The sequence below is a fragment of the Streptomyces flavovariabilis genome (assembly GCF_000725785.1).
Taxonomy (GTDB): domain Bacteria; phylum Actinomycetota; class Actinomycetes; order Streptomycetales; family Streptomycetaceae; genus Streptomyces; species Streptomyces hawaiiensis.
The window spans coordinates 930,010-954,606 of the sequence record NZ_JNXD01000001.1 but is presented as its reverse complement, the minus strand read 5'-3'; the positions used below and the strand labels follow the sequence as shown (position 1 = coordinate 954,606).

Here is a 24,597-nt window from a genome sequence, read left to right as displayed (position 1 = left end):
GGCTGCCGATGTGTGGCATGCGTCAGGGGGTGACCACCGGATCGGTGGTCACCCCCTGACGTACGTGTTCACGTAGGCCTGGAGAGGCTGCGCGGAGGGCTAATGGCCGCCCTGCTCATCGCGGCGCTTCTGCCAGCGCTGCTCGATGCGGTCCATCACGGAGCGGCGCTGCCGGCCCTGTCCGCGGGCCTGGGGCCCGGCGGCACCGGCCGCCTGTTCGCCCGGCTTGGGAGCCTTGCGCCAGCCGGTCACGGCGAGCACCGCACAGCCCAGCATGACGAGGAAGCCCACGACGCTGAGCCAGACCTGCTTGGCGACCATTCCAGCCATGAGGAGCGCGATACCTACGAGGAAGCCCGCGACCGCCTGGTAGACCCGTCGCCGGGTGTACGTGCGCAGCCCGCTTCCCTCGAGCGCTGTCGCGAACTTGGGATCTTCGGCGTACAGCGCTCGCTCCATCTGCTCGAGCATGCGCTGCTCGTGCTCCGAGAGCGGCACGGAGTCCTCCTCATCGTGCAGTCGCCGGGGCGACCCGGGGGGTCCCTTCAGGATAGGCAGGGAATCGCCCCCGTGAAACCCGCCCCTCTGCGCCAATTGACCAACCGGAACCCGCCATGGGCGTCCCGGCTCGCTGAGGCTTCCATTCCCCGGCGGCCGACCCGTCATGCCGGAACGGTCTCCCTCGATCATACGGCGCGCCGCCCCCGTTCGGGGGGCCTGTGGCGTACTCCATGCGCAGCCAAGGCGCTGATCAGCGGCCGTACCTCACGAAGCGGCTCAGGCCTCGACCGCCCCATCGGCCTCGGCGGCATCAGCTGTCGCACCAGTCCCGCCGGTCTCACCGAGCACATGCAGTTGCGTGGCCACCGAGTGGAATGCGGGGAGCTCGGCCGCGGCCTCCTCCAGCTTCAGCAGCGCTTCCAGGGCGCCGGGCTCGGTGTCCACGAGCACGCCGGGCACGAGGTCGGCGAAGACGCGCACCCCGTGCACGGCGCCGACGCGCAGGCCCGCGGCCTCCACCAGTCCCGTGAGCTGCTCGGCGGTGAAGCGGCGCGGCACGGGGTCACCCGTGCCCCATCGCCCGTTCGGGTCGTCGAGCGCCTGCCGGGCCTCCTTGAAGTGCCCGGCGAGGGCGCGGGCCAGCACGGCACCGCCGAGGCCGGCGGCGAGCAGGCTGAGGACGCCCTCCGCGCGCAGGGCCGCCACCGCGTTGCGGACGCCCTCGGCCGGGTCGTCCACGTACTCCAGGACGCCGTGGCACAGCACGACGTCGTAGCCGCCGCGCTCGGCCACGTCGAAGAGGCCGTGGGCGTCGCCCTGGACGCCCTTGACCCGGTCGGCGACACCGGCCTCGGCGGTGCGGCGCTCCAGGGCGAACAGCGCGTTGGGGCTGGGGTCGACGACGGTGACCCGGTGACCGAGACGGGCGACGGGCACCGCGAAGTTGCCGCTGCCGCCTCCGGTGTCGAGGACGTCCAGCGACTCCCGACCCGTGGCCTTGACCCGGCGGTCCAGGGCGTCCTGGAGGACCTCCCAGACCACGGCGGTACGGAGTGAGGCGCGGGGGCGCATCGGGTCCGACACGGCAGTTGACTCCTCGGCGCGGCACCGCCTCTGGCACGGCGGCGCGAACGGGGTGTCTTCCCCGGCCCCGGCCACGGGGTGGGAAGACTTCAGGCGTCCCCCACCTTATTGCCTCGGCCGTGGCGTCCGGATGACCCGGTGCGGGGATGGCCCGAGGGGTCAGCCGAGCCCGCGCCACCGGGCGGGCCCGGACCACCGCGCAACCGGTCGGCACGGGACCTGGTCAGCCCCGGTCCTGGACCGCCGCTGCCCGGTCACCCCGCGTCCGGCATGCCCCTCCCCGTGCCGGAGCCCTCCGGCTGGTCCTGGTCCGGGCGGGGCTGTGGGAGGACCGGCTGGAGGACCAGCATCCGCTCGACGAGGCGCAGGAACATCGCCACGTCACGTATCAGGTCGTCGGCGTCCCGGCCGGTGGCCGCGCCCTGGATGCCCGCCTCGGCCCGGGCACGGCGCCGGGCGCCGGAGGCGAACAGCGCGCTCCAGTCGGTCAGTTCGGGCGCGATCTCGGGGAGCACTTCCCAGGCGCTCCGGATCTTGGCCCGGGCCCGGGGCGAGGTCTCCGGGCGCCCCCGGGCGGCGAGTACCGCGGCGGCGGTGCGCAGGGCGGCGAGGTGGGCCGTCGCGTAGCGCTCGTTCGGTGTTTCCAGGGCGGTGGCCTCGTCGAGGCTCGCGCGGGCCTGGGCGAGCAGGTCGAGGGCGGCGGGCGGGGCCGTGGCGCGGCGCAGCACCGGGTGCACGTCGCTCGCCGGTCCGGTCAGTGAGGGGGCAGGGCCGGTGGCGCGGCGCCGACGGGCGGCTGCTGCGTGGTAGCTGGCCATGACGAACCTCCTGTCGTCTGTGTGACGGCACGTCCGGTCACGAAGTGCCGTATGTGACCCATCGTGAGGTATGGCACTGACAATCCGTTCTGACCTGCTGTTTTGCTTCGCTCGTAGGTTCGGAGTAATTTTTGCACTGACCAGTCAGTTCAATTGCACGCTCACATGTGGGGGAGCCTCGTGGGGGAACAAGCCGGAGGGGTGCGGATCACCGCCGAGGGCCTCGGGGTCAAGGGGCCGCGGGGGTGGGCGGTCCGGGGGATCTCCGTCGACGCCGAGCCGGGGGAACTCATCGCGGTCGAGGGCCCGTCGGGGTCCGGCCGTACGTGCCTGCTGCTCGCGCTGACGGGGCGGATGAAGGTCTCGGAGGGCACGGCCGCCGTCGGTGACGCGAGGCTGCCGAAGCAGATGGCGGCGGTGCGCGCCCTCAGCGCGCTGGCGCACGTCCCGGGGGTCACCGACCTCGACCCGGCGCTGACCGCCGGCGAGCACCTGCGGGAACGGGCGCTGCTCCAGCGCCGGTACGGCGCCTCGCTGCGCGGCCTCCTGCGACCCCGCGCCGAGCGGGCGGCCGAGGCCCGGCAGCGCGTCGACGCCGCGCTGGAAGCCGCCGGCCTCGACCTGGAGACCCTGCCCAAGGGGCCGCGCACGGCCGTACGGGACCTGGAGCGCCTGGAGGCGCTGCGGCTGTCGGTCGCGCTCGCCCTGGTCGGCGGGCCGCGGCTGCTCGGCATCGACGACACCGACCTCAAGCTCTCGGACGGGGAGCGGGAGGAGGTCTGGGCGCTGCTCAGGTCCCTCGCCGACGCCGGGACGACGGTCGTGGCGGTGTGCAGCGAGGTCCCCGAGGGGGCCGTCCGGGTCTCCACCGCGGAGAGCCCCGAAGAGCCGGCCGCCGAGGCCGACCAGGGAGAGGAGAAGGCCGATGCGCTCGCCGAGACTGGCCGCGCTTGAGCTGCGCCGCTTCGGGCGGGGGAAGCTGCCGCGCGCCGCGCTGGTCGCCCTGCTGGTGCTGCCGCTGCTGTACGGCGCCCTGTACCTGTGGTCGTTCTGGGACCCGTACGGCCGTCTGGACCGGATCCCCGTGGCGCTCGTGAACGACGACAAGGGGGCGACCGCCGACGGGAAGAAGGTCACGGCGGGCGACGACATCACGAAGGGCCTGCGCGACAGCAAGACCTTCGACTGGCAGGAGGTGAGCGCCGCCGAGGCCCGCAGGGGCGTCGAGGACGGCAGCTACTACCTGTCGCTCACCATGCCTGCCGACTTCAGCGAGCGGATCGCCTCCAGCTCCGGGAACACCCCGGAGACCGGCGCCCTCCAGGTGCGCACGAACGACGCGAACAACTACATCGTCGGGCAGATCTCCCGGACGGTCTTCGGCGAGGTGCGGCAGGCGGCGTCCACGAAGACGTCCCGGTCGTTCCTGGACAAGATCTTCGTGTCGTTCTCCGACATCCACGGCAAGACCGTGAAGGCGGCGCAGGGCGCCGACCGGCTCAAGGGAGGTATCGGCAAGGCCGAGAAGGGCTCCAAGGACCTCGCCGACGGCCTGAAGGACGCCAAGGACGGCAGCGGCAAGCTCTCCACGGGCCTGAAGAAGCTCCACACGGGCGCGGGCGACCTGGAGGACGGCTCGAAACGGGTAGCGGAGGGCACGCAGAAGCTCGCCGACCGGGTCAACGGCACCGCCGGCAAGGTCGGTCCCTTCCTGAAGGGCAACGAGAAGACCATCGGCGACACCGCCCAGCTGGTCGCCGACTCCTCCGGGGTGATCCGCAAGCACCTGGACACCCTGGTGAAGACGGCCCCGACCGCCGCCAAGGGCGCCCGCGCGGCGTCCGGCACGCTGAACGACGTGTACGCCCGGCGCTGCGACGATCCCGTCCTGCCCGACGCGGCCTGCTCCGACCTGAAGAAGGCCAAGGACGCGGCCGCCGACGTGACCACCATCGCGGACGACCTCAACACGCTGATCGCGGACCAGGACGGCGACCTGGACAAGCTCGACAAGAACCTCGCCACCCTCCAGAAGCAGTCCCAGGCCCTCGCGAACCGCGCACCGCACCTCTCCGAGGACCTCGCCGACGCCGTCAAGAAGATCAACAAGCTGAACGACGGGGCGGCCGAGGTCGCCGCCGGGGCGAAGAAGCTGCACAAGGGGATCGGCACGGCCAAGACCGGCGCCGTCGACCTGGACAAGGGCGTCGGCAAGCTGAAGACCGGCGCGGACGACCTCAACGGCGGCATCTTCAAGCTCGTCGACGGCTCCGGGAAGCTCGCCGGCGGCCTGCACGACGGGGCGGAGAAGATCCCCGACTACGACGAGCGGGACCGCGACCGGCGCACCGAGGTCATGGCCGATCCCGTGCGGCTCGCCTCCCAGGACCTGCACAAGGCACCCAACTACGGCACCGGGTTCGCCCCGTACTTCATCCCGCTGTCCCTGTGGGTGGGCGCGATGGTGGCGTACATGCTGATCACGCCGATGAACCGGCGGGCGCTCGCCGCGGGCGCCTCGGCATGGCGGATCGCGCTGGCGGGCTGGCTGCCGGTGGTGGCGATCGGGGTGCTGCAGACGGTGGCGCTGATGTCGGTGCTGCACTGGGCGGTCGGCCTGGAGATGGTGCGAGCGGCCGGGACGGTGGGGTTCCTGTTCCTGGTGACGGCGTGCTTCGCTGCGATCGTGCAATGGCTGAACGCGCGCTTCGGGGCGGCGGGCCGGATCCTCGTCCTCGCGCTGCTGATGCTCCAGCTGACCTCGGCCGGCGGCACGTACCCCGTGCAGACCAGCCCCGGGTTCTTCAACGCGCTCCACCCGTTCCTGCCGATGAGCTACGTCGTCGAGGCCCTCAGGCGGCTCATCACCGGCGGCGGACTCGAACCGGTGTGGCACGCGTGCGTGGTGCTGACGGCGTTCACCGCGGGTGCCCTCGCGCTGACCGCCGTGGCGGCCCGCCGGCGCCAGGTGTGGACGCTGGACCGGCTGCACCCGGAGCTCAGCCTGTGAGCCCCGCCGTCACTTCCCCCGGAAAGGTTCCTGTGACAATCAGGGCCATGGAAAGCAGCAGTGCCGCGTCGGGCGGCAGCACACGCCGCGAGGCCACCCGGCAAAAGCTCTACGAGGCGGCCGTCACGCTCATCGCCGAGCAGGGGTTCTCCGCCACGACCGTGGACGAGATCGCCGAACGTGCGGGAGTCGCGAAGGGCACGGTCTACTACAACTTCGCGAGCAAGTCCGTCCTCTTCGAGGAACTGCTGCGGCACGGAGTGGGTCTGCTGACCGCCTCCCTGCGGGAAGCGGCCGAGCGGACCGCGCGGGAGGGCGGCGGCAAGGTCGACGCCCTGGACGCGATGATCCGCGCGGGGCTGGTCTTCATCGACCGCTACCCGGCCTTCACCCAGCTGTACGTGGCCGAGCTGTGGCGCACCAACCGGGCCTGGCAGTCCACGCTGATGGTGGTCCGGCAGCAGGCCGTCGCGGTCGTGGAGGACGTTCTGCGCGACGGCGTGGCGGGCGGCGAGTTCAGCGAGGAGATCGACATCTCCCTGACGGCGTCCGCACTGGTCGGCATGGTCCTGGTGGCAGCCCTCGACTGGAAGTCCTTCCAGCCGGAACGCTCCCTGGACGACGTCCACGCGGCACTGTCCCGGTTGCTCCAGGGCCGGGTGAGCGGCTGCCGCTGACCGAACCCCCGGTGCACAGAGGGAAGCGCCGGTCCGGTGTGGCCGCGTCCCCCGCGGGCCACCTCGAACCGGCGCCTTTCCTGCTCCCCCGTGCGTCCCCCCGCAGGACCCCCGTTCGGTCGTCCCCCGGCACTCCCCCGTGCCTCGCTCCCGCCGACACCGCCGGCGGAAGGAGCGGATCGTGGGCCGGCTCCGTTCCGGCGCCCCGTGTCGCCGGTGCCGGAGCCGTGCCCCTCTCCGTGTCTCCACTCTCTCGTCCGCGCAGGTCGTCCCCCATCCGCGCGCCTACTCAACTCCCCGGCTAGGTACGCGTACTCACGTCTGCGCACCCGGGCCCAGAACGCTCCGCCCCGCCTGGTCACGATCACGCCTGCGCCCGTACTCGGGGGTGGCCGGCGGGGGCTGTCAGTGGCGGCCGATAAAGTCGCCGGCATGGCACGGATTGCGGTGATCGGCGCCGGGATGGGCGCGCTGGCGGCTGCCGCCCGGCTGGCCGTCGCGGGCCACCGGGTGACGGTGTACGAGCGGACGGACACCTACGGCGGAGCGCTGCGGCGCTTCGAGCGCGACGGGTTCTCCTTCGACACGGGCCCCGCCCTGCTGCCGCTGCCCGCCGTCTACCGCGACCTGTTCGTCAAGACCGGCAAGGAGCCGCTGGAGTCCTGCGTCGAGCTGGTTCAGGTCGATCCGTCGTCCCGGCACGTGTTCGCGGACGGCACCGGGGTGTCGCTGCCGAACGCCTCGCGCGCGGGCGTCGTCGCCGCCCTGGACGAGGGGCTCGGCGCGGGCGCCGGGCAGCGCTGGGGCGACTTCCTGGTCCGGGCCCGCGAGGCCTGGGACCGGACCCGTCGGCCCCTGCTGGAGGAGCCGCTGTGGCCGAACTGGCAGGTGCTGGCCGAGCGCGAGCCCTACCCGTCGGTGCCTCACAAGCGGCTGCTGCGCACCCGCCGGGCCGGCACACTCGCCGAGATCGGCGCCTGGGAGCTGCGCGATCCCCGGCTCGCGGCACTCCTGGAGAGCCACGCCCTCGGGTACGGCCTGGACCCCCGGGCCGCCCCGGCGAGCGCTGCCGTACTGCCCTACATGGAGCACGCCTTCGGCGTCTGGTACGTGCGCGGCGGCCTGCGCGAGCTGGCGCGGGCGGTGTACGAGCGGTGTCTGGCCCGCAGGGTCGAGTTCCACTTCGGCGCGGACGTCACCGGCGTGCTGGAGAAGGACGGCCGGGCGTCGGGGGTGGAACTCGCCGACGGGTCGGTCGCGCAGGCGGACTTCGTGGTCGCCGGCGTCGCGCCCGGCGTTCTGGACCGGCTGACGGCGGGAACCGTCGTCCGGGGCGAGGGCGAGGTGCTCCCGCAGCCCGCGGCGGCCGCCCGGCTGACTCTCCTGCTGGCCCTGCGCGGCGCCCGCCCCGGGGACGCGGCGCACCGCACGGTGGTGCACACCCGGGACCGCGAGGCCGAGTTGGACGCCCTGTTCGGCACGGCGGCCGGGAATCCGAGTCCCACGGTCACGGTGCTGCGGCCCGACGACCCGCGCCTGGCCCCGGCCGGCCACGAGGCGGTCACCCTCACGACGGTGGTGCCCGCGCGGCCCGGCCGGCCTCACGGCGACCTCGCCGACCGCATGCTCACCGTCGCCGAACGCGCCGTGCCCGGCCTGCGGGGGCGTCTCCTCTGGCACGAGGTGCGCACCCCGGCCGACATCGCGGACGCGACGGGTGCGGAGGGCGGGGCGGTGCCGGTGCCGGCCCTGGCGGCGCGCGGCGGGCGGCTGCTGCATCCGTCCAACAGCACGCGGGTGCCCGGCCTGTTCACCGTGGGCGGCTGGGCTCATCCCGGCGGCGGACTGCCGCACGCGGGCATGTCGGGGGCGCTGGCCGCGGGACTGATCGTGGAGGGGCCGGAGTTCCGCGGCTCGCAGTGAGCGCGACGCCCCGGCGGGAGCCAGGCTTCAGAAACGGTACTGCTCGTCGAAACCGTTCCCCTGCGGCTGCTGCCCGCCGCCCTGGTACGGGTACGGCTGCTCCGGCGGCAGCTCCTGCCCGTACTCGTCGGTGTTGCGCTGCTGCGGGACCCACACCCCGCCGGGCGGGCTCTCGCCGCCGTAGGTGTCGGCGTACTGGTCCTGGCCGTAGCCCTGCTGGCCGTAGTACTGCTGGTCGCCGTACGTGCCGTCGTACGCGGCCTGGCCGCCGTGGTTCGACGAGCCGATGTACGGGTCGGAGTAGGCGGCGTACTGCTGCTGACCGGTGGCGTCGTAGCCCTGCTGCTGGCCGTAGCCGGAGTAGTCGTAGGCGTAGGACTGGTCGGTGGCCTGCGCGGCGTACTGGTCGTGGGGCTGCTGTTCCCCGGCCTGGTATCCGTTGTCGTACACGCCGTAGGAGCCGGTGTCATCGGGCATGGGCTGCGGATCGTAGACGGCGGTGGTCTCCCCGGCCGTCGGCCGGTGGGCGGGGCGGGCGGGGGTGAAGACGTCGTCGCGGTCGTAGTCGTCGTCCTGGCCGTAGGCGGCGGGGTCGCGGCGGTAGGCGCCGGCTTCGTCGTCGCGGCCGCCCTCGGCCTCCAGGCCGGAGACCTCCAGGGTCGGCTCCTGACGGCCGCGCTCACCGCGGCGGCGCTTGCTGCCGCCCAGCGCGGGCGCGTTCATCGCCCAGCCGGCCGCGAAGCCGCTGCGGAACGACAGGGTGACGTAGGTCTGCCCGACCGCGAAGGCGGCCGCGCCCAGTCCGATCACGACGACCGACGGGATCAGGACACCGACGACGACACCCAGGAACCCGGCGAAGGCCAGCAGCCGCCAGCGCAGCCGCGCCTTGTACTGCAGCAGCACCTCGCCCAGCAGCCACAGTGCGACGATGCCGAACGCGATGTAGAGGACCGCCCAGCCCATGTACGCCCCTCTCCCGGTGACCGCTACGCAGTGTGTCGTAAACCCGTGCGAACGGTCTAGGCCTGCGGTGAGTGGTGCAGGCCCAGGTTCTCGTAGATTTCCAGTGTCGCGGTGGAGTTGTTGAGCGTGATGAAGTGCAAGCCGGGCACGCCCTCGGCGAGCAACTGCGCACAGAACTCCGTGGCGAATTCGATCCCAATGGAGCGTACAGCGGCCGGATCGTCTTTTGCTGTGAGGATCCGCTCTTTCAGGGCGGCCGGGAACGCGGCGTTGGTGAGGGACCCGATCCGCTCCAGCGTCTTCACGCTCGCGATCGGCATGACCTCGGGGATGATCGGGGTGTCGCAGCCGGCGGCCGAGACCCGGTCGCGCAGCCGGAGGTAGTCCTCCGGCTGGAAGAACATCTGCGTGATGGCGTAGTCCGCGCCCGCCCGGCACTTGTCGACGAAGTGGCGGACGTCGGTGTCCCAGTCGGCGGAGCGGGGGTGCATGGCCGGGAAGGCGGCGACGCCCACACAGAAGTCGCCGGACGCCTTGATCAGCTCGACGAGCTCGGCGGCGTAGGCCAGGCCCCGGGGGTGCGGCACCCAGTCGCCCATCGGGTCGCCGGGCGGGTCGCCGCGCAGGGCGAGCATGTTGCGGATCCCGGCGTCGGCGTACTGGCCGATGATGTTGCGCAGGTCGGCCACCGAGTGGTCGACCGCGGTGAGGTGGGCGATCGGGGTGAGGGTGGTGTCGGAGGCGATCGCCTCGGTCGCCTTGACCGTCCCCGCGCGGGTGGAGCCGCCCGCGCCGTAGGTGACGGAGACGAAGTCGGGCGCCACGGCCTCGACCCGGCGCAGCGCGTTCCACAGGTTCCGCTCGCCCTTCGGGGTCTTGGGGGCGTAGAACTCGAACGAGTACGTCGTCTTGCCGGCCGCGAGCATGTCGCGGACGGTGCGAGCGTGGTCCGACCTGATGGATGCGGTGCCGAGGGCCATACCGGCAGGTTAGCCAGGGGCGGTCGGTCCCCCAACCGTGGGCCGACATTTGCCCGAATTGTCCACTTGCTGTCCATCCCTTGGACAAACCGTCCTCCTCACGCCTCCCGCAACCGCTTCGCGAACTCGGCCGCCGCGGCCCCCGGGTCGTCGGCCTCGGTGATCGCCCGTACGACGACGACGCGCCTGGCCCCCGCTTCCAGGACCTGGTCGAGGTTGCCGAGGTCGATGCCGCCGATGGCGAACCAGGGACGGCCGGTGCCGAGGGCGGCGGTGTACCGGACGAGGTCCAGGCCTGGCGCGTGGCGTCCGGGCTTGGTGGGGGTCGGCCAGCACGGGCCGGTGCAGAAGTAGTCCACGCCCTGCTGGACGGCGGCCGCGGCGGCCTCCGAGTCGGCGTGGGTGGAGCGGCCGATCACGACCTCGTCGCCGAGGAGCGCACGGGCCGCGGGGACCGGGAGGTCGCCCTGGCCGAGGTGCAGGACGTCGGCGCCGGCGGCGTGGGCGACGTCCGCCCGGTCGTTGACCGCGAGCAGCTTGCCGTGCCGGGCACAGGCGTCGGCGAAGACGGCCAGGTGCTCCAGCTCCTCACCGGCCTCCATTCCCTTGTCCCGCAGCTGCACGATGTCGACACCGCCGCTCAGCACGGCGTCGAGGAACTCCCCGAGGTCGCCCTGCCGCTTGCGCGCGTCGGTGCAGAGGTAGACCCGGGCGTCGGCGAGCTGGGCCCGTGCGGTGGCGGCGGCGGTGCCGGTCATGCGTGTCCCCCAGGGTGTCGTGGCGTGCGGGCCGGGTGGGCCCGCACATGCGTCGGCAGCGTAGACCTGGCCCATCGGGGGCGTCCAAGGCCCCGGACAGGCGCGAGCCGACCCGGGCCGTGGCCCTTCGGCCACGGCCCCCACATCGGGCGGTTGTTCAGGTCCGGCCCCGCTCACACGGCACCGGACGGTTGTTCCGTCGCGGCCGGGTCAGACCGCGAGCGCCTGGGCGCGGCGCTTCACCTCCGTGCCGCGATTCTCGCTGAGCGCCTGCGCGGGGGTGCCGGGCAGGCTGGGGTCCGGGGTGAAGAGCCACTCCAGCATCTCTTCGTCCGTGAAGCCGTCGTCCCGCAGGAGCGTCAGGGTCCCGGACAGGCCCTTGACGACCTTGTCCCCGTCGATGAAGGCGGCAGGGACGTGCAGCGCGCGGTTCTCACCGCGGCGTACGGCGATGAGCTGGCCGTCCTTGACCAGCTGCCGCACACGCGTCACCTCGACGCCGAACTGTTCGGCGATGTCGGGGAGGGTGAGCCAGGCGGGGACGAGAGCATCGATCTTTGCGTCAATCTCGGTCACGGAAACCAGCCTGCCATCTGCCACTGACAGTCGGAAGTCGGCCCGGCCCACCCGGGCGGACGCGCCGGGCCCGGCAGCACCGTTTCCGGCGCCTCGCAACGGCCCCGGCAGCACCGTCCCCGGCCCCCGCAAGGGCCCCGGCGCCTACGCCGTCGCGGCCTTCATGGGCCTGGCCGGGTCCGCCAGCAGCACCCGGTTCATCGGCGTGCCCGACTCGATCAGTCGGCGGCCCTGCGCCAGGTCCCGGGGCCGGCCCACCGCCAGCAGCGCGACCAGCCGCTCACCGCGCAGCCAGCAGACCGACCAGGCCGGCCCGGCGGGGTCGCCACGCCACAGGGTGGTGTCCGCGGCCGCGTGGTGCCCGGCGTACTGGACGAACCGCCCGAACTGCTCGGACCAGAAGTACGGCACCGGGTCGTACACCGCCGGCGTCTCCCCCGTGGCCCGGCCGACGATGTTCACGGCGACCGTGCGCGGCCCTTGCAGGGCGTTGTCCCAGTGGTGGACCAGCAGGCGCTCGCCGTAGCGCCCCGAGGGGAAGGAGGCGCAGTCGCCGACCGCGTACACGTCCGGCACGGCCGTGCGCAGATGCTCGTCGGCCACGATCTCGCCGTGAGAACCGAACTCGATCCCGGAGCCGGCCAGCCATGCCGTCGCGGGGCGGGCGCCGATACCGACGACGACCGCACCCGCGGGCAGCCGCGTGCCGTCGTCCAGGAGGACCGCGCCCGGCTCGACGCGCGCCACGCGCGCGTGCGTCCGCAGGACCGCGCCCGCGTCGGCGTACCAGGCGGCCATCGGGGCGGCGACCTCGGCGGGCAGCGCCCCGGCGAGCGGCCGTTCGGCGGCCTCCACGACGGTCACCGCACAGCCGGCCTCGCGGGCGGCCGTGGTGAACTCCGCGCCGATCCAGCCCGCGCCGACGACCACGATGTCGTGCCGGCGGGCCAGCACCGGCCGCAGCCGCTCGGCATCGTCCAGGGTGCGCAGCAGATGCACGCCGGGCACGCCCGCCGCGCCGGGCAGCCCGACCGGTTCGGCACCGGTGGCGACGACCAGGACGTCGTAGGGCACGGGCCCGTCCTCGGTGTCCAGCTCGTGATCGGAGGGGCGCAGGCCCAGTACCTCACAGCCGAGCCGCAGTTCGATGCCGAGGGCTTCGAAGTCGACGTCGAAGGCGGAACCCTCGGACTTGCCGAGCAGGACGGCCTTGGACAACGGGGGCCGGTCGTAGGGCTGGTGCGGCTCGGCGCCGATCAGGAGCACGTCACCCGTGAAGCCCTGCTCGCGCAGGGCGACGGCGGTCTGCACGCCGGCCATGCCCGCACCCGCCACGACGACGCGCCGCGGCGCGGACGAACCTGGTTCCTGCGTCTGCTCGATCACCTGATCACCATAGACACCTGACGAAACGTCAGTCAGTGCTCATGCGCCGTGACCTGCTCCACAACGCTCGTGCCGTTGCCCCGCTGGGACTCCCACTCCCAGGTCTCCTCCAGCCGCACCCGCCCGTCGGGCAGCTCCACGACCGTGGACACGCAGTGCCCCGAGGAGGTGGTGCCGTCCCGCTTGAGCTGGACGTACCGGAAGTCCAGCCGGTCATCTTCCCGGGTACCCACGAGATGCCCGCGTACGACGTCGCCGCCCGCGTACTCGGCCCAGATCTCACCCTCCCACTCGTGGTAGGTGAACCGGGTGCGGGTGCCCACCTGGCCCGGTGCCTGGTCGGCGACCGGGGCGAGGACGAGACCGTCGAGAGATCGGGCCATGGACGGAGGCTCCCTTACTGCGGCACACGGCATCGGGCTAGGGTGGCCAACGTAAAGCACTCGCGGGAGCCCGGACGCACCGGGCTGAGAGGGAGGCTGGCGGCCTCCGACCGTACGAACCTGATCCGGGTCATGCCGGCGAAGGGAGGGGCTGGACGCCCATGTCGCCTACGTCCACATCGTCAGACGTCCTCGTCATCGGGGGCGGGATCATCGGCCTGGCCACCGCCTGGCGGGCCGCGCAACGCGGGTTCGCCACCGCCGTCGTGGACCCCGAGCCGGGCGGCGGAGCCGCGCAGGTGGCGGCCGGCATGCTGGCCGCCGTCACGGAACTGCACTACGGCGAGCAGACCCTGCTCGGCCTGAACCTCGCCTCCGCCCGGCGCTATCCGGACTTCGCCGCCGAGCTCACCGAATTGACCGGCCAGGACCTCGGCTACCGCCGCTGCGGCACCCTCGCCGTGGCCCTGGACGCCGACGACCGGGCCCACCTGCGCGAACTGCACGCCCTGCAGCAGCAGTCGGGCCTGGAGTCGCAGTGGCTGTCGGGGCGCGAGTGCCGGCGTCTGGAGCCGATGCTCGCGCCGGGTGTGCGCGGCGGGCTGCGGGTCGACGGCGATCACCAGATCGACCCGCGGCGGCTGGCCGGCGCCCTGGTCACCGCGTGCGAGCGGGTGGGCGTGGTCTTCCACCGGGTGTGGGCGGAACGGCTGACCGTCGTGCGGGACCGGGTCACGGGTGTCGTCCTGGCCGACGGGACCGAGCCGGCCGCCGGCCAGGTGGTGCTCGCCGGGGGCAGCCTCAGCGGGCGGCTCGCGGGCGTCCCGCAGGAAGTGCTGCCTCCCGTGCGACCGGTGAAGGGGCAGGTCGTACGGCTGACCATGCCGCAGCGGCACGGGCCGTTCCTGAGCCGGACCGTGCGCGCGGTGGTGCGCGGCAGCCACGTCTACCTGGTGCCGCGCGCGAGCGGCGAGCTGGTCGTCGGGGCGACCAGCGAGGAGCTGGGCTGGGACACCACCGTGACCGCGGGCGGCGTGTACGAGCTGCTGCGGGACGCGCACGAGCTGGTCCCGGGCATCACCGAGCTGCCGCTCACCGAGACCCGGGCCGGGCTGCGGCCCGGCTCCCCCGACAACGCGCCGCTGCTCGGCCCGACCGGCCTGGAGGGCCTGCTGCTGGCCACCGGGCACTACCGCAACGGCGTCCTGCTCACCCCGGTGACCGGCGACGCCATGGCGCACGTCCTGGCGACGGGTGAACTCCCCGAGGAGGCCCGCCCCTTCAGCCCGAAGCGCTTCAGCCCCGCCACCGCACTCACGGAGCAGCCCGCATGAACATCTCCGTCAACGGCGAGCCCCGGGAGGTCCGGCCCGGCACCGCTCTCGACACCGTCGTGAAGTCGCTCACCGCCTCGCCCTCGGGCGTGGCCGCCGCCCTCAACGAAACCGTCGTCCCGCGCACCCGGTGGCCTTCCACGTCCCTCTCCGAGGGAGACCGCGTGGAAGTGCTCACCGCCGTCCAAGGAGGCTGACCATGGCCGATGATCCGTTTGTCCTCGGCGGTACGCCCTTCTCGTCCCGGCTGATCATGGGCACCGGCGGGGCGCCCAGCCTCGACGTGCTGGAGCGGTCGCTGGTCGCGTCCGGGACGGAGCTGACGACGGTCGCGATGCGCCGGGTGAACGCCTCGGTGCACGGCTCGGTGCTCTCCGTCCTCGACCGGCTCGGCATCCGGGTGCTGCCCAACACGGCGGGCTGCTTCACCGCCGGCGAGGCCGTCCTCACGGCCCGCCTCGCGCGTGAGGCCCTCGGCACGGACCTGGTCAAGCTGGAGGTCATCGCCGACGAGCGCACGCTGCTGCCGGACCCGATCGAGACGCTGGAAGCCGCCGAGACACTGGTCGACGACGGGTTCACGGTGCTGCCGTACACCAACGACGACCCGGTGCTGGCGCGGAAGCTGGAGGACGCGGGCTGTGCGGCGATCATGCCGCTGGGCTCGCCGATCGGTTCCGGGCTGGGCATCCGCAACCCGCACAACTTCCAGCTGATCGTCGAGCACGCGCGCGTGCCGGTGATCCTGGACGCGGGCGCGGGGACGGCCTCGGACGCGGCGCTGGCGATGGAGCTGGGGTGCGCGGCCGTGATGCTCGCCTCGGCGGTGACGCGGGCGCAGGAGCCCGTGCTGATGGCCGACGCCATGCGGCATGCCGTGGAGGCGGGGCGGCTGGCGTACCGGGCCGGGCGTATCCCACGGCGGCATTTCGCGGAGGCCTCCTCACCGACGGAGGGCATGGCCGCGCTGGACCCGGAGAGGCCCGCTTTCCGGTAGGGCGCGGGACACACGTCACAGGTCGGCTGCAGTCCCGCCGCGAAAACAGGCGGGGGGACAGGGCTGTCGGTCGTGGCTCGTACACTCGCCTGCGTGGACACGACCCTTCAGGACCCCTTGGTCGGGCAGGTGCTCGACGGCCGGTATCGCATCGACGCGCGGATCGCGGTCGGCGGGATGGCCACGGTCTACCGGGCCGTGGACACCCGGCTCGACCGGGTCCTCGCGCTGAAGGTGATGCATCCCACGCTCGCGGTCGACGCCTCGTTCGTCGAGCGGTTCATCCGCGAGGCGAAGTCCGTGGCCCGGCTGGCCCACCCGAACGTGGTGCAGGTCTTCGACCAGGGCACCGACGGCCCGTACGTGTACCTGGCGATGGAGTACGTCGCGGGCTGCACCCTGCGCGACGTGCTGCGCGAGCGCGGGGCCCTGCAGCCGCGTGCCGCCCTGGACATCCTGGAGCCGGTACTGGCCGCGCTGGGCGCCGCCCACCGCGCCGGGTTCGTGCACCGCGACATGAAGCCCGAGAACGTCCTCATAGGGGACGACGGCCGGGTCAAGGTCGCCGACTTCGGACTCGTCCGGGCCGTGGACACGGTGACGAACACCACCGGCACCGTCCTCGGCACGGTCTCGTACCTCGCGCCGGAGCAGATAGAGGAGGGCACCGCCGATCCCCGCGTCGACGTGTACGCGTGCGGCGTGATGCTGTACGAGATGCTGACCGGCGACAAGCCGCACGACGGGGACTCCCCCGCGGTGATCCTCTACAAGCACCTGCACGAGGACGTGCCCCCGCCCTCGGCCGCCGTGCCCGGTCTGGCCTACGAACTGGACGAGCTGGTCGCGTCGGCGACCGCACGCAACCCCGATCTGCGCCCGTACGACGCCGTGGCGCTGCTCGCGCAGACCCGCCGGTCGCGCGAGGAGCTCGGCGCGGACCAGCTGGACGCGCTGCCGCCGCAGGCGGTCGTCCTGGAGCACGACAACGCCGATGACCGTACGAGTGTGATCCCGCGCTCGCTGACGGTGCCGCGCCTGCTGCCCGTCGACGAGGACGCCGAGCCGGAGGTGCTCCGCACCAGCCGGCTGGAGACACCGCCTCCCCCACCACCCGGGCGGCGCCTGCCGCGGCGCGGCGTGGTCTCGATCGTCGTCGCCCTGCTGCTGGTCCTCGGCGTCGGCGCGGGCGTCTGGTACATCAACTCCGGACAGTTCACCAAGGTCCCGCCGTTGCTGACGAAGACCGAGGCGCAGGCCAGGGACCAACTGGAGGAGGCCGGGCTCAAGGTCGGCGAGGTCAGCCACGCCCACAGCGACACCGTCAAGCGCGGCACGATCATCGGCAGCAACCCCGGGCCGGGTGCCCGTATCCGCGTCAACGACTCCGTGTCGTTCACCATCTCCGACGGCCCCGAGACCGTGCGGGTGCCCGCCCTGGCGGGCCGGAAGCTGGAGGAGGCGCGGGACCAGCTGAGGCGGGACGGGCTGGAGCCCGGCATGGTCACCCGGGAGTTCAGCGAGGAGGTGCCGCGGGGCTCGGTGATCTCCGCGCGCCCGGCGGACGGCACCCAGGTGCGTGCGGGTACGGCCGTCGCGCTGGTCGTCAGCAAGGGCGCCCGCATCGACATCCCCGACGTCACGGGTGACGACGAGGCCGACGCCCGGGCGGAGCTGGAGGACGCCGGCCTCAAGGTGAAGATCGCCACCGAGCGGGTCAACTCCGCCGAGTACGACAAGGGCCAGGTCGTCCGGCAGACGCCGAAGCCGGGCGGCCGGGCGGCCGAGGGCGACACGGTGACGCTGACGCTGTCGAAGGGCCCCGAGATGATCGAGGTCCCGGACGTGGTCGGCGACAGCGTCGACGACGCCAGGCGGAAGCTGGAGGGCGCCGGGTTCCAGGTCGACGAGGACCGCGGCCTGCTCGGCCTGTTCGGCGACGAGGTCAAGAGCCAGTCCGTCGAGGGCGGCGAGAGTGCGCCCAAGGGCTCGACGGTCACCATCAAGATCAGGTGAACGGGCACGGGCGGAGGCCCGTGGACGGGGCGGGGCCGGACGCATGACACCCTGATCGGGTGAACAGTCAGCTGTCCGGCCCTTCCCGCAACCCCGTGGGCGGCCACGTCCCCGTGGCCGGTGGGCTTCATTCCGTAGGCCTGTCGTACGCCCGTGACCTGCGGGCGGAGGCCGTCCAGGTCTTCGTCGCCAATCCGCGCGGCTGGGCCACGCCGACCGGGAACCCGAAGCAGGACGAGGCGTTCCGCGCGGCGTGCGCGGCCGAGTCGATCCCGGCCTATGTGCACGCCCCCTACCTGATCAACTTCGGTTCGCACACCGAGGCGACCGTGGAGCGGTCGGTGGAGTCGCTGCGGCACTCGCTGCGGCGCGGTCGGCAGATCGGGGCGCTGGGGGTGGTCGTGCACACCGGCAGCGCGACCGGCGGCCGGGAACGGTCCGTGGCGCTGAAGCAGGTACGGGAGCACCTGCTGCCCCTGCTGGACGAGCTGACCCACGACGACGACCCGTTCCTGCTGCTGGAGTCGACGGCCGGCCAGGGCGCCTCCCTGTGCTCGCGGACCTGGGACTTCGGCCCGTACTTCGAGGCGCTGGACGCCCACCCGATGCTCGGCGTGTGCCTGGACACCTGCCACATCTTCGCGGCGGGGCACGACCTGACCGGCCCGAGTGGCATGCACCAGACGCTGGACCTGCTGGTGGACACGGTCGGTGAGGGCCGGCTGAAGCTGATCCACGCCAACGACTCCAAGGACGTGGCAGGCGCCCACAAGGACCGGCACGAGAACATCGGCGTCGGCCACATCGGCGAGGACCCGTTCCGGGCCCTGATGACACACCCCGCGACCGAGGGCGTGCCGCTGATCATCGAGACGCCGGGTGGCAAACAGGGGCACGCGGCCGACGTGGAGCGGCTGAAGAAGCTGCGCGACGGCTGAGGCGTCAGAGGTCGGGACCGTCCCCGGGCTTCTCCTGGTACGAGTAGCGCTGCTCCTGCCATGGGTCGCCGATGTTGTGGTAGCCGCGTTCCTCCCAGAAGCCCCGCCGGTCGGCGGTCATGTACTCCACACCGCGCACCCACTTGGGGCCCTTCCACGCATAGCGGTGGGGCACGATCAGGCGCAGTGGGAAGCCGTGCTCGGCGGTGAGCAGCTCGCCGTCCTTGTGGGTGGCGAACAGGACCCGCTCGTCGGCGAAGTCGGACAACCGGAGGTTGGAGCTGAACCCGTACTCGGCCCACACCATCACATGGGTGACATCGTCCGCGGGCGGGGCGAGGTCGAGGAGCGTGCGCGCGGGGATGCCACCCCACTCCGCGCCGAGCATGCTGAACTTCGTCACGCAGTGCAGATCGGCCACGACGGTGGTGTGGGGCAGGGCCGTGAACTCCTCGTGGGTCCAGCAGTGCTTGCCGCCGCCGGCGGTGGCGCCGAAGACCCGGAACTCCCAGCGCTCGGGCCGGAACTTGGGGACCGGCCCGTAGTGCGTGACCGGCCAGCCGCGTTGCAACCGCTGTCCCGGGGGCAGCTCGGGCTGCGTCGCTCCTGCTGAATCGCGCCCTTCTCCCGATTCGTGTTCCAGCGGCTGACCCATGACTCCATCCTGACAGACCCCGGGTGATGCCCCTGACCGGGGCCACTCCGAACCAGGACAAATTGAACTAAGCATGCCCTTACTTACTAAGTGGAGACTTACTGGACGATCTTCTTCACCAGTGGAATCATGCGGCGCAACCTGTCAGTTCCCCCGCGTGGAAGGAGCCTCTGCGATGCAGGGCGACCCCGAGGTTCTCGAATTTCTGAATGAGCAGTTGACCGGCGAGCTGACGGCGATCAACCAGTACTGGCTGCACTACCGGATCCAGGACAACAAGGGCTGGACCAAGCTCGCCAAGTACACGCGTGAAGAGTCCATCGATGAGATGAAGCACGCGGACAAGATCACCGAGCGCATCCTCATGCTGGACGGCCTGCCCAACTACCAGCGGCTCTTCCACGTACGGGTCGGCCAGACGGTCACCGAGATGTTCCAGGCGGACCGGCAGGTCGAGGTCGAGGCGATCGACCGGCTCAAGCGCGGTATCGAGGTGATGCGCAGCAAGGGCGACATCACGTCCGCGAACCTCTTCGAGTCGATCCTCGAGGACGAGGAGCACCACATCGACTATCTGGACACGCAGCTGGAGCTGATCGAGAAGCTCGGCGAGGCGCTGTACATCGCGCAGCAGATCGAGCAGCCGAGCTGAGTCCCCGCCGTCAGGCGGCGTCTTCCAGTTCGGCGAGCACCGGCTCGCCCCGGTCGGCCAGATCGCGGCGAGGGCACGCTCCCCTGCCCAGAATCGCCTGGATGCGGCGCACACAGGACCCGCAGTCCGTGCCCGCCTTGCAGGCGGAGGCTATCTGGCGGGGGGTACAGGCGCCGCCGTCCGCGTGCTGCTTGACCTGCTGCTCGGTGATCCCGAAGCAACTGCAGACGTACACGCGGTTCACCTCCCGACGGGTCGTTCTCAGGTGTGCCGTCCCCGTTGATCGGTGAGGCTAACCTAACCTTACCCGGCGGGTCCAGGGCGCAAAAGTGGAGAGGGGCGCGGATCGTGTGATCCGCGCCCCAGTCCTTGCCCCGGTAACAGGCGGACCCGTTACTGGTCCCTGTACATCTCGGCCACGAGGAACGCCAGGTCGAGCGACTGGCTGCGGTTGAGCCGCGGGTCGCAGGCCGTCTCGTAGCGCTGGTGCAGATCGTCGACGAAGATCTCGTCGCCGCCGCCCACGCACTCCGTGACGTCGTCGCCCGTGAGCTCCACGTGGATACCGCCCGGGTGGGTGCCGAGGGCCTTGTGGACCTCGAAGAAGCCCTTCACCTCGTCGAGCACGTCGTCGAAGCGGCGGGTCTTGTGACCCGAGGCCGCCTCGTAGGTGTTGCCGTGCATCGGGTCGGTGATCCAGGCCACGGTCGCGCCCGAGGCGGTGACCTTCTCGACCAGCTCGGGGAGCTTGTCGCGGACCTTGTCGGCGCCCATGCGGACGATGAAGGTCAGCCGGCCCGGCTCCCGGTCGGGGTCGAGGCGCTCGATGTACTGCAGCGCGTCCTCGGCGGTGGTCGTCGGGCCCAGCTTGATGCCGATCGGGTTGCGGATCTGCGAGGCGAACTCGATGTGCGCGTGGTCCAGCTGACGGGTGCGCTCACCGATCCACACCATGTGCCCGGAGACGTCGTACAGCTGCCCGGTGCGCGAGTCGACCCTGGTCAGCGCGGACTCGTAGTCGAGCAGCAGCGCCTCGTGCGAGGCGTAGAACTCGACCGTCTTGAACTCCTCCGGGTCGGCCCCGCAGGCGTGCATGAAGTTCAGCGCGTTGTCGATCTCGCGCGCCAGCTGCTCGTAGCGCTGCCCCGACGGGGACGACTTCACGAAGTCCTGGTTCCAGGCGTGCACCTGGCGCAGGTCGGCGTAGCCGCCGGTGGTGAAGGCGCGCACCAGGTTCAGCGTGGAGGCGGACGCGTGGTACATCCGCTTCAGCCGCTCAGGGTCCGGGACGCGGGCCTCTTCGGTGAAGTCGAAGCCGTTGACGGAGTCGCCGCGGTAGGTCGGCAGCGTCACGCCGTCGCGGGTCTCGGTCGGCTTGGAGCGCGGCTTGGAGTACTGCCCGGCGATGCGGCCGACCTTCACGACCGGCACGGACGCGGCGTACGTGAGCACGGCGCCCATCTGGAGCAGCGTCTTCAGCTTGTTGCGGATGTGGTCGGCGGACACCGCGTCGAAGGCCTCGGCGCAGTCGCCGCCCTGGAGCAGGAACGCCTCTCCCTTGGCGACGGCCGCGATCCGGGCGCGCAGCTGGTCGCACTCGCCCGCGAAGACGAGCGGCGGATACGACTCGAGGTCCGCGATCACTGCGCGCAGAGCCTCGGTGTCGGGGTACTCGGGCTGCTGCGCCGCGGGCAGGTCTCGCCAGGTGTTGCCAGCGGAGGCGCTGGTCTTAGCGTTCACGGTCACGACCTCAACATTACGGGGTCGTGTCGGACACCCTGACCCATGCCCAGCAATTGAGACACCGCGAACACCCCTCGGACATGGGGTAGGGTGCGTCGCATGTTCGCGCACTCGACCCAGACCTGGTGGTGGACCGCTCATCCGGCGGCCCGCTGACTGCGCGTACTCAAGACTTCGCGAAGGCCGCCCGAGGGGCGGCCTTCGGCGTTTCCCGGGGTCCGTTCCTCTCTCACCGAGATGGAGCACGGACCCATGAACCTGCTCGGCTTGCTGGACGACCCCCGTCCGTTCGCCCTGCTGCGCCGCCGCACCCCGGGCCACGACCACGATCTGGTCGAGGTCCTGATCGGCCCGGTCGCCCCGCACGACCGCCTCGCCGGCCTCCCCGACCAGAGCCTCGCGCTGGTGCCCTTCCGGCAGATCCGCGAGCGCGGCTTCGACGTCCGCGACGACGGCACGCCCCTGCTGGCACTCACGCCCCAGGAGTCGTACGCCGTCCCGTTGGCCGAAGCCCTGAAGCAGCTCCCGGCGCACCGGGTGCGCGTCGAGGGCGGCGGTTTCGATGTCGCCGACGAGGAGTACGGCGAGATCGTCGGGCGCGTGCTGCGGGAGGAGATCGGGCGGGGCGAGGGCGCGAACTTCGTGATCCGGCGGACGTACGAGGGGGAGATCCCCGGCTTCGGGCGGGCCGACGCCCTGGCGCTGTTCCGGCGCCTGCTGGAGGGCGAGCGGGGGGCGTACTGGACGTTCGTCGTGCACACCGGGGACCGCACGCTGGTCGGGGCCAGTCCCGAGGTGCACGTGCGGATGTCCGGCGGCACGGTCGTCATGAACCCGATCAGCGGCACGTACCGCTACCCCGCCGAGGGCCCCACGTCCGAGCACCTGCTGGACTTCCTCGCCGACGGCAAGGAGATCGAGGAGCTGTCGATGGTCGTCGACGAGGAGCTCAAGATGATGTGCACCGTCGGCGACATGGGCGGGGTCGTGATCGGGCCCCGGCTGAAGGAGATGGCGCACCTCGCGCACACGGAGTACGAGCTGCGCGGGAAGTCCTCGCTGGACGTCCGGGACGTGCTGAGGGAGACCATGTTCGCTGCGACCGTCACCGGCTCCCCCGTGCAGAACGCCTGCCGGGTGATCGAGCGGCACGAACGCGGGGGGCGCGGGTACTACGCCGGGGCGCTGGCCCTGATCGGCCGGGATCCGGGCGGGGCCCAGACCCTCGACTCCCCCATCCTCATCCGCACCGCCGACATCTCCTCCGAGGGGCGCCTGCGGGTTCCGGTCGGCGCCACGCTCGTGCGGGGTTCGGACCCGGCGAGCGAGGTGGCGGAGACCCATGCGAAGGCGGCGGGTGTACTGACGGCCTTGGGCGTACGTCCGTCCCGGCCGCGCGCGCAGGCCGTAGGGCCACGACTGACGGACGACCCGCGGGTCCGGGCGGCGCTGGACGGCCGCCGGGCCTCGCTCGCGCCCTTCTGGCTGCGGATGCAGGAGCGCTCCGAGGAACTGACCGGACACGCCCTGGTCGTCGACGGTGAGGACACCTTCACGGCGATGCTCGCGCACGTGCTGCGCTCCAGCGGCCTGGAGGTGAGCGTGCGGCGGTACGACGAGGACGGGCTGCGGGAGGCGGTGCTCGCGCACGAGGGGCCGGTCGTGCTCGGCCCGGGCCCGGGCGACCCCGGCGACCTCACCGATCCGAAGATGCGGTTCCTGCGCTCGCTGACCGCCGAGGTGATCAGGGGCGGACGGCGGGGCGTGCTGGGGGTCTGCCTCGGGCACGAGCTGATCGCGGCCGAACTGGGACTGGACATCGTCCGGAAGGAAGTGCCGTACCAGGGGGCGCAGACGGAGATCGAGCTGTTCGGGCGGCGGGAGACCGTCGGGTTCTACAACAGCTTCGTGGCGCGCTGCGACGACGAGGCGGCGGCCGAGCTGGGGACGCACGGCGTCGAGGTCTCCCGTGCCACGAACGGGGAGGTGCACGCGCTGCGCGGCCCCGGGTTCGCGGGTGTCCAGTTCCACCCGGAGTCGGTCCTGACGCTGAACGGCGCGGCTGTCGTACGGGAGTTGGTGGGCCGGGTGCGCAACACGACCGTGTAGCCGTCCGGGGGCCGCCGCCCCCGGACGTCCGTTCCCGGTCAGCCGAAGAACACCCCGACCTCCTCGTACAGCGCCGGATCCACCGTCTTCAGGCGGGCCGTGGCGTCCGCGACGGGGACGCGGACGATGTCCGTGCCGCGCAGGGCGACCATCCTGCCGAAGTCGCGGTCGCGGACGCAGTCGATGGCGTGCAGCCCGAACCGGGTGGCGAGCCAGCGGTCGAAGGCGCTGGGGGTGCCGCCGCGCTGCACATGGCCCAGGACCGTCGTGCGGGCCTCCTTGCCCGTGCGTTTCTCGATCTCCTTGGCGAGCCACTCGCCGACCCCGGACAGCCGGACGTGCCCGAAGGAGTCGAGCGACTGGTCCTTGAGGACCATGTCGCCGTCCTTCGGCATCGCCCCCTCGGCGACGACCACGATCGGCGCGTACGACGCCCGGAAGCGGGAGGTCACCCAGGCGCACACCTGCTCGACGTCGAAGCGCTGCTCGGGGATGAGGATGACGTTGGCGCCGCCGGCCAGTCCGGAGTGAAGGGCGATCCAGCCGGCGTGCCGGCCCATCACCTCGCAGACCAGGACCCGCATATGGGACTCGGCGGTGGTGTGGAGCCGGTCGATGGCCTCGGTCGCGATGCCGACGGCGGTGTCGAAGCCGAAGGTGTAGTCCGTGGCGGAGAGGTCGTTGTCTATGGTCTTGGGCACGCCCACGCAGGGCACGCCGTGCTCGTCGGACAGCCGGGCGGCCACGCCCAGGGTGTCCTCGCCGCCGATGACGATGAGCGCCTCGACCTCCAGCCGGGCGAGATTCTCCTTGATCCGGCGGATGCCGCCCGCCACCTTCAGCGGGTTGGTCCGCGAGGAGCCGAGGATGGTGCCGCCGCGGGGCAGGATGCCGCGCACGGCGGGGATGTCGAGACGGACGCTGTCGCCTTCCATGGGACCGCGCCAGCCGTCCCGGAAACCGGTGAAGTCGTAGCCGTACTCCTGCACGCCCTTGCGGACGATCGCCCGGATGACGGCGTTGAGCCCGGGGCAGTCGCCGCCTCCGGTCAGTACTCCGACGCGCATGGAACAGTCCCTTCGCCGCAGGTGC

The 24,597-nt window shown here is 72.1% G+C and carries 25 protein-coding genes and 1 riboswitch; of the genes, 12 read left to right on the top strand and 13 right to left on the bottom strand.

Annotation, left to right across the window (positions count from 1 at the left end):
* Positions 1-99: 99 nt before the first annotated feature.
* From IO24_RS0104260 to IO24_RS0104250, 3 genes are all read right to left on the bottom strand, one after another.
* Positions 100-498, bottom strand: a complete 399-nt coding sequence (locus IO24_RS0104260; RefSeq protein ID WP_031131965.1) for a DUF3040 domain-containing protein — start codon at positions 496-498, stop codon at positions 100-102.
* A gap of 279 nt (positions 499-777) precedes the next feature.
* Entirely contained in the window at positions 778-1,584 is an 807-nt protein-coding gene (locus IO24_RS0104255) for a methyltransferase (RefSeq protein WP_037667160.1), read from the bottom strand.
* A 254-nt stretch (positions 1,585-1,838) separates the two neighbouring features.
* Positions 1,839-2,402 (bottom strand): SAV_6107 family HEPN domain-containing protein, encoded by a 564-nt coding sequence (locus IO24_RS0104250; protein WP_031131961.1) that lies wholly within the window; start codon positions 2,400-2,402, stop codon positions 1,839-1,841.
* Between the two features lie 165 nt (positions 2,403-2,567).
* On the opposite strand from IO24_RS0104250, the gene IO24_RS0104245 reads away from it, so the two are divergent.
* The 4 genes from IO24_RS0104245 to IO24_RS0104230 all read left to right on the top strand — a co-directional run bounded on the left by IO24_RS0104245 (position 2,568) and on the right by IO24_RS0104230 (position 8,012).
* Positions 2,568-3,356 carry an ATP-binding cassette domain-containing protein gene (locus tag IO24_RS0104245; protein WP_031131959.1) on the top strand — a complete coding sequence of 263 codons (789 nt, stop codon included), beginning with the start codon at positions 2,568-2,570 and terminating at the stop codon, positions 3,354-3,356.
* Positions 3,328-5,412, top strand: coding sequence for a YhgE/Pip family protein (locus IO24_RS0104240; protein ID WP_031131958.1), 2,085 nt, complete (start codon positions 3,328-3,330; stop codon positions 5,410-5,412). The genes IO24_RS0104245 and IO24_RS0104240 overlap by 29 nt, the downstream gene beginning before the upstream one ends.
* 47 nt (positions 5,413-5,459) lie before the next feature.
* Positions 5,460-6,089: a TetR/AcrR family transcriptional regulator gene (locus IO24_RS0104235; protein ID WP_031131957.1), complete on the top strand. Its 630-nt coding sequence runs from the start codon at positions 5,460-5,462 to the stop codon at positions 6,087-6,089.
* Positions 6,090-6,521: 432 nt separating this feature from the next.
* Positions 6,522-8,012: a phytoene desaturase family protein gene (locus IO24_RS0104230; RefSeq protein WP_031131955.1), complete on the top strand. Its 1,491-nt coding sequence runs from the start codon at positions 6,522-6,524 to the stop codon at positions 8,010-8,012.
* Between the two features lie 27 nt (positions 8,013-8,039).
* Here IO24_RS0104230 and IO24_RS0104225 read toward each other — a convergent pair whose 3' ends face one another.
* The 6 genes from IO24_RS0104225 to IO24_RS0104200 all read right to left on the bottom strand — a co-directional run bounded on the left by IO24_RS0104225 (position 8,040) and on the right by IO24_RS0104200 (position 13,061).
* Entirely contained in the window at positions 8,040-8,978 is a 939-nt protein-coding gene (locus IO24_RS0104225) for an SCO2102 family sporulation regulator (protein WP_031131953.1), read from the bottom strand.
* Between the two features lie 56 nt (positions 8,979-9,034).
* Positions 9,035-9,958 (bottom strand): methylenetetrahydrofolate reductase [NAD(P)H], encoded by a 924-nt coding sequence (gene metF, locus IO24_RS0104220; protein ID WP_031131947.1) that lies wholly within the window; start codon positions 9,956-9,958, stop codon positions 9,035-9,037.
* 98 nt (positions 9,959-10,056) lie between these two features.
* Positions 10,057-10,716 (bottom strand): thiamine phosphate synthase, encoded by a 660-nt coding sequence (thiE, locus tag IO24_RS0104215; protein ID WP_031131945.1) that lies wholly within the window; start codon positions 10,714-10,716, stop codon positions 10,057-10,059.
* Between the two features lie 210 nt (positions 10,717-10,926).
* Positions 10,927-11,292 carry an Rv2175c family DNA-binding protein gene (locus tag IO24_RS0104210; RefSeq protein ID WP_031131943.1) on the bottom strand — a complete coding sequence of 122 codons (366 nt, stop codon included), beginning with the start codon at positions 11,290-11,292 and terminating at the stop codon, positions 10,927-10,929.
* Between the two features lie 144 nt (positions 11,293-11,436).
* On the bottom strand, positions 11,437-12,678 hold the full coding sequence (locus IO24_RS0104205; protein WP_031131941.1) for an NAD(P)/FAD-dependent oxidoreductase: 1,242 nt from the start codon (positions 12,676-12,678) through the stop codon (positions 11,437-11,439).
* A 32-nt stretch (positions 12,679-12,710) separates the two neighbouring features.
* Positions 12,711-13,061, bottom strand: coding sequence for an avidin-fold protein (locus IO24_RS0104200; protein WP_031131938.1), 351 nt, complete (start codon positions 13,059-13,061; stop codon positions 12,711-12,713).
* 52 nt (positions 13,062-13,113) lie between these two features.
* Positions 13,114-13,225, top strand: a riboswitch (TPP riboswitch).
* Between IO24_RS0104200 and thiO the strand changes: the two genes are divergently transcribed.
* The 5 genes from thiO (at position 13,223) to IO24_RS0104175 (ending at position 18,346) form a co-directional block, all read left to right on the top strand.
* Positions 13,223-14,395 carry a glycine oxidase ThiO gene (gene thiO, locus IO24_RS0104195; protein WP_031131936.1) on the top strand — a complete coding sequence of 391 codons (1,173 nt, stop codon included), beginning with the start codon at positions 13,223-13,225 and terminating at the stop codon, positions 14,393-14,395. It overlaps the preceding riboswitch by 3 nt.
* Positions 14,392-14,592, top strand: coding sequence for a sulfur carrier protein ThiS (gene thiS, locus IO24_RS0104190; RefSeq protein WP_031131934.1), 201 nt, complete (start codon positions 14,392-14,394; stop codon positions 14,590-14,592). Before thiO ends, thiS begins: the two co-directional genes overlap by 4 nt.
* Before the next feature lie 2 nt (positions 14,593-14,594).
* Positions 14,595-15,392 carry a thiazole synthase gene (locus IO24_RS0104185; protein ID WP_031131932.1) on the top strand — a complete coding sequence of 266 codons (798 nt, stop codon included), beginning with the start codon at positions 14,595-14,597 and terminating at the stop codon, positions 15,390-15,392.
* A 93-nt stretch (positions 15,393-15,485) separates the two neighbouring features.
* Entirely contained in the window at positions 15,486-17,408 is a 1,923-nt protein-coding gene (pknB, locus tag IO24_RS0104180; protein WP_031131930.1) for a Stk1 family PASTA domain-containing Ser/Thr kinase, read from the top strand.
* 59 nt (positions 17,409-17,467) lie between these two features.
* On the top strand, positions 17,468-18,346 hold the full coding sequence (locus IO24_RS0104175; RefSeq protein WP_031131928.1) for a deoxyribonuclease IV: 879 nt from the start codon (positions 17,468-17,470) through the stop codon (positions 18,344-18,346).
* Between the two features lie 4 nt (positions 18,347-18,350).
* Here the strand turns inward: IO24_RS0104175 and IO24_RS0104170 are convergent, their stop codons facing one another.
* Complete coding sequence (locus IO24_RS0104170; protein ID WP_031131926.1) at positions 18,351-19,001, bottom strand: sulfite oxidase-like oxidoreductase; 651 nt, start codon at positions 18,999-19,001, stop codon at positions 18,351-18,353.
* Between the two features lie 175 nt (positions 19,002-19,176).
* Here IO24_RS0104170 and bfr point away from each other — a divergent pair, with 175 nt between their 5' ends.
* The gene (bfr, locus tag IO24_RS0104165; RefSeq protein WP_031131925.1) at positions 19,177-19,653 is read left to right on the top strand and encodes a bacterioferritin; all 477 of its coding nucleotides are present in this window, start codon (positions 19,177-19,179) and stop codon (positions 19,651-19,653) included.
* A gap of 10 nt (positions 19,654-19,663) precedes the next feature.
* Here bfr and IO24_RS0104160 read toward each other — a convergent pair whose 3' ends face one another.
* Both IO24_RS0104160 and IO24_RS0104155 read right to left on the bottom strand, forming a co-directional pair.
* Complete coding sequence (locus IO24_RS0104160) at positions 19,664-19,897, bottom strand: (2Fe-2S)-binding protein (RefSeq protein WP_031131924.1); 234 nt, start codon at positions 19,895-19,897, stop codon at positions 19,664-19,666.
* Positions 19,898-20,046: 149 nt separating this feature from the next.
* Positions 20,047-21,399, bottom strand: coding sequence for a class II 3-deoxy-7-phosphoheptulonate synthase (locus IO24_RS0104155; protein ID WP_031131922.1), 1,353 nt, complete (start codon positions 21,397-21,399; stop codon positions 20,047-20,049).
* Between the two features lie 96 nt (positions 21,400-21,495).
* Here IO24_RS0104155 and IO24_RS47530 point away from each other — a divergent pair, with 96 nt between their 5' ends.
* Together IO24_RS47530 and IO24_RS0104150 are read left to right on the top strand one after the other, a co-directional pair.
* Positions 21,496-21,552 (top strand): trp operon leader peptide, encoded by a 57-nt coding sequence (locus IO24_RS47530; RefSeq protein WP_078625594.1) that lies wholly within the window; start codon positions 21,496-21,498, stop codon positions 21,550-21,552.
* Between the two features lie 96 nt (positions 21,553-21,648).
* Positions 21,649-23,505 (top strand): anthranilate synthase family protein, encoded by a 1,857-nt coding sequence (locus IO24_RS0104150; RefSeq protein WP_031131920.1) that lies wholly within the window; start codon positions 21,649-21,651, stop codon positions 23,503-23,505.
* 38 nt (positions 23,506-23,543) lie between these two features.
* Here IO24_RS0104150 and IO24_RS0104145 read toward each other — a convergent pair whose 3' ends face one another.
* Complete coding sequence (locus IO24_RS0104145) at positions 23,544-24,572, bottom strand: 6-phosphofructokinase (RefSeq protein ID WP_031131918.1); 1,029 nt, start codon at positions 24,570-24,572, stop codon at positions 23,544-23,546.
* Positions 24,573-24,597 lie beyond the last annotated feature (25 nt).

Coding starts and splice junctions, on each gene's coding strand:
- IO24_RS0104145 (WP_031131918.1), bottom strand. CDS start 24,572: ATGCGCGTCGGAGTACTGACCGGAGGCGGCGACTGCCCCGGGCTCAAC.
- thiS (WP_031131934.1), top strand. CDS start 14,392: ATGAACATCTCCGTCAACGGCGAGCCCCGGGAGGTCCGGCCCGGCACC.
- IO24_RS0104225 (WP_031131953.1), bottom strand. CDS start 8,978: ATGGGCTGGGCGGTCCTCTACATCGCGTTCGGCATCGTCGCACTGTGG.
- metF (WP_031131947.1), bottom strand. CDS start 9,958: ATGGCCCTCGGCACCGCATCCATCAGGTCGGACCACGCTCGCACCGTC.
- IO24_RS0104245 (WP_031131959.1), top strand. CDS start 2,568: ATGTGGGGGAGCCTCGTGGGGGAACAAGCCGGAGGGGTGCGGATCACC.
- thiO (WP_031131936.1), top strand. CDS start 13,223: ATGTCGCCTACGTCCACATCGTCAGACGTCCTCGTCATCGGGGGCGGG.
- IO24_RS0104250 (WP_031131961.1), bottom strand. CDS start 2,402: ATGGCCAGCTACCACGCAGCAGCCGCCCGTCGGCGCCGCGCCACCGGC.
- IO24_RS0104200 (WP_031131938.1), bottom strand. CDS start 13,061: ATGGCCCGATCTCTCGACGGTCTCGTCCTCGCCCCGGTCGCCGACCAG.
- IO24_RS0104235 (WP_031131957.1), top strand. CDS start 5,460: ATGGAAAGCAGCAGTGCCGCGTCGGGCGGCAGCACACGCCGCGAGGCC.
- IO24_RS0104185 (WP_031131932.1), top strand. CDS start 14,595: ATGGCCGATGATCCGTTTGTCCTCGGCGGTACGCCCTTCTCGTCCCGG.
- bfr (WP_031131925.1), top strand. CDS start 19,177: ATGCAGGGCGACCCCGAGGTTCTCGAATTTCTGAATGAGCAGTTGACC.
- IO24_RS0104170 (WP_031131926.1), bottom strand. CDS start 19,001: ATGGGTCAGCCGCTGGAACACGAATCGGGAGAAGGGCGCGATTCAGCA.
- thiE (WP_031131945.1), bottom strand. CDS start 10,716: ATGACCGGCACCGCCGCCGCCACCGCACGGGCCCAGCTCGCCGACGCC.
- IO24_RS0104150 (WP_031131920.1), top strand. CDS start 21,649: ATGAACCTGCTCGGCTTGCTGGACGACCCCCGTCCGTTCGCCCTGCTG.
- IO24_RS0104240 (WP_031131958.1), top strand. CDS start 3,328: ATGCGCTCGCCGAGACTGGCCGCGCTTGAGCTGCGCCGCTTCGGGCGG.
- IO24_RS0104230 (WP_031131955.1), top strand. CDS start 6,522: ATGGCACGGATTGCGGTGATCGGCGCCGGGATGGGCGCGCTGGCGGCT.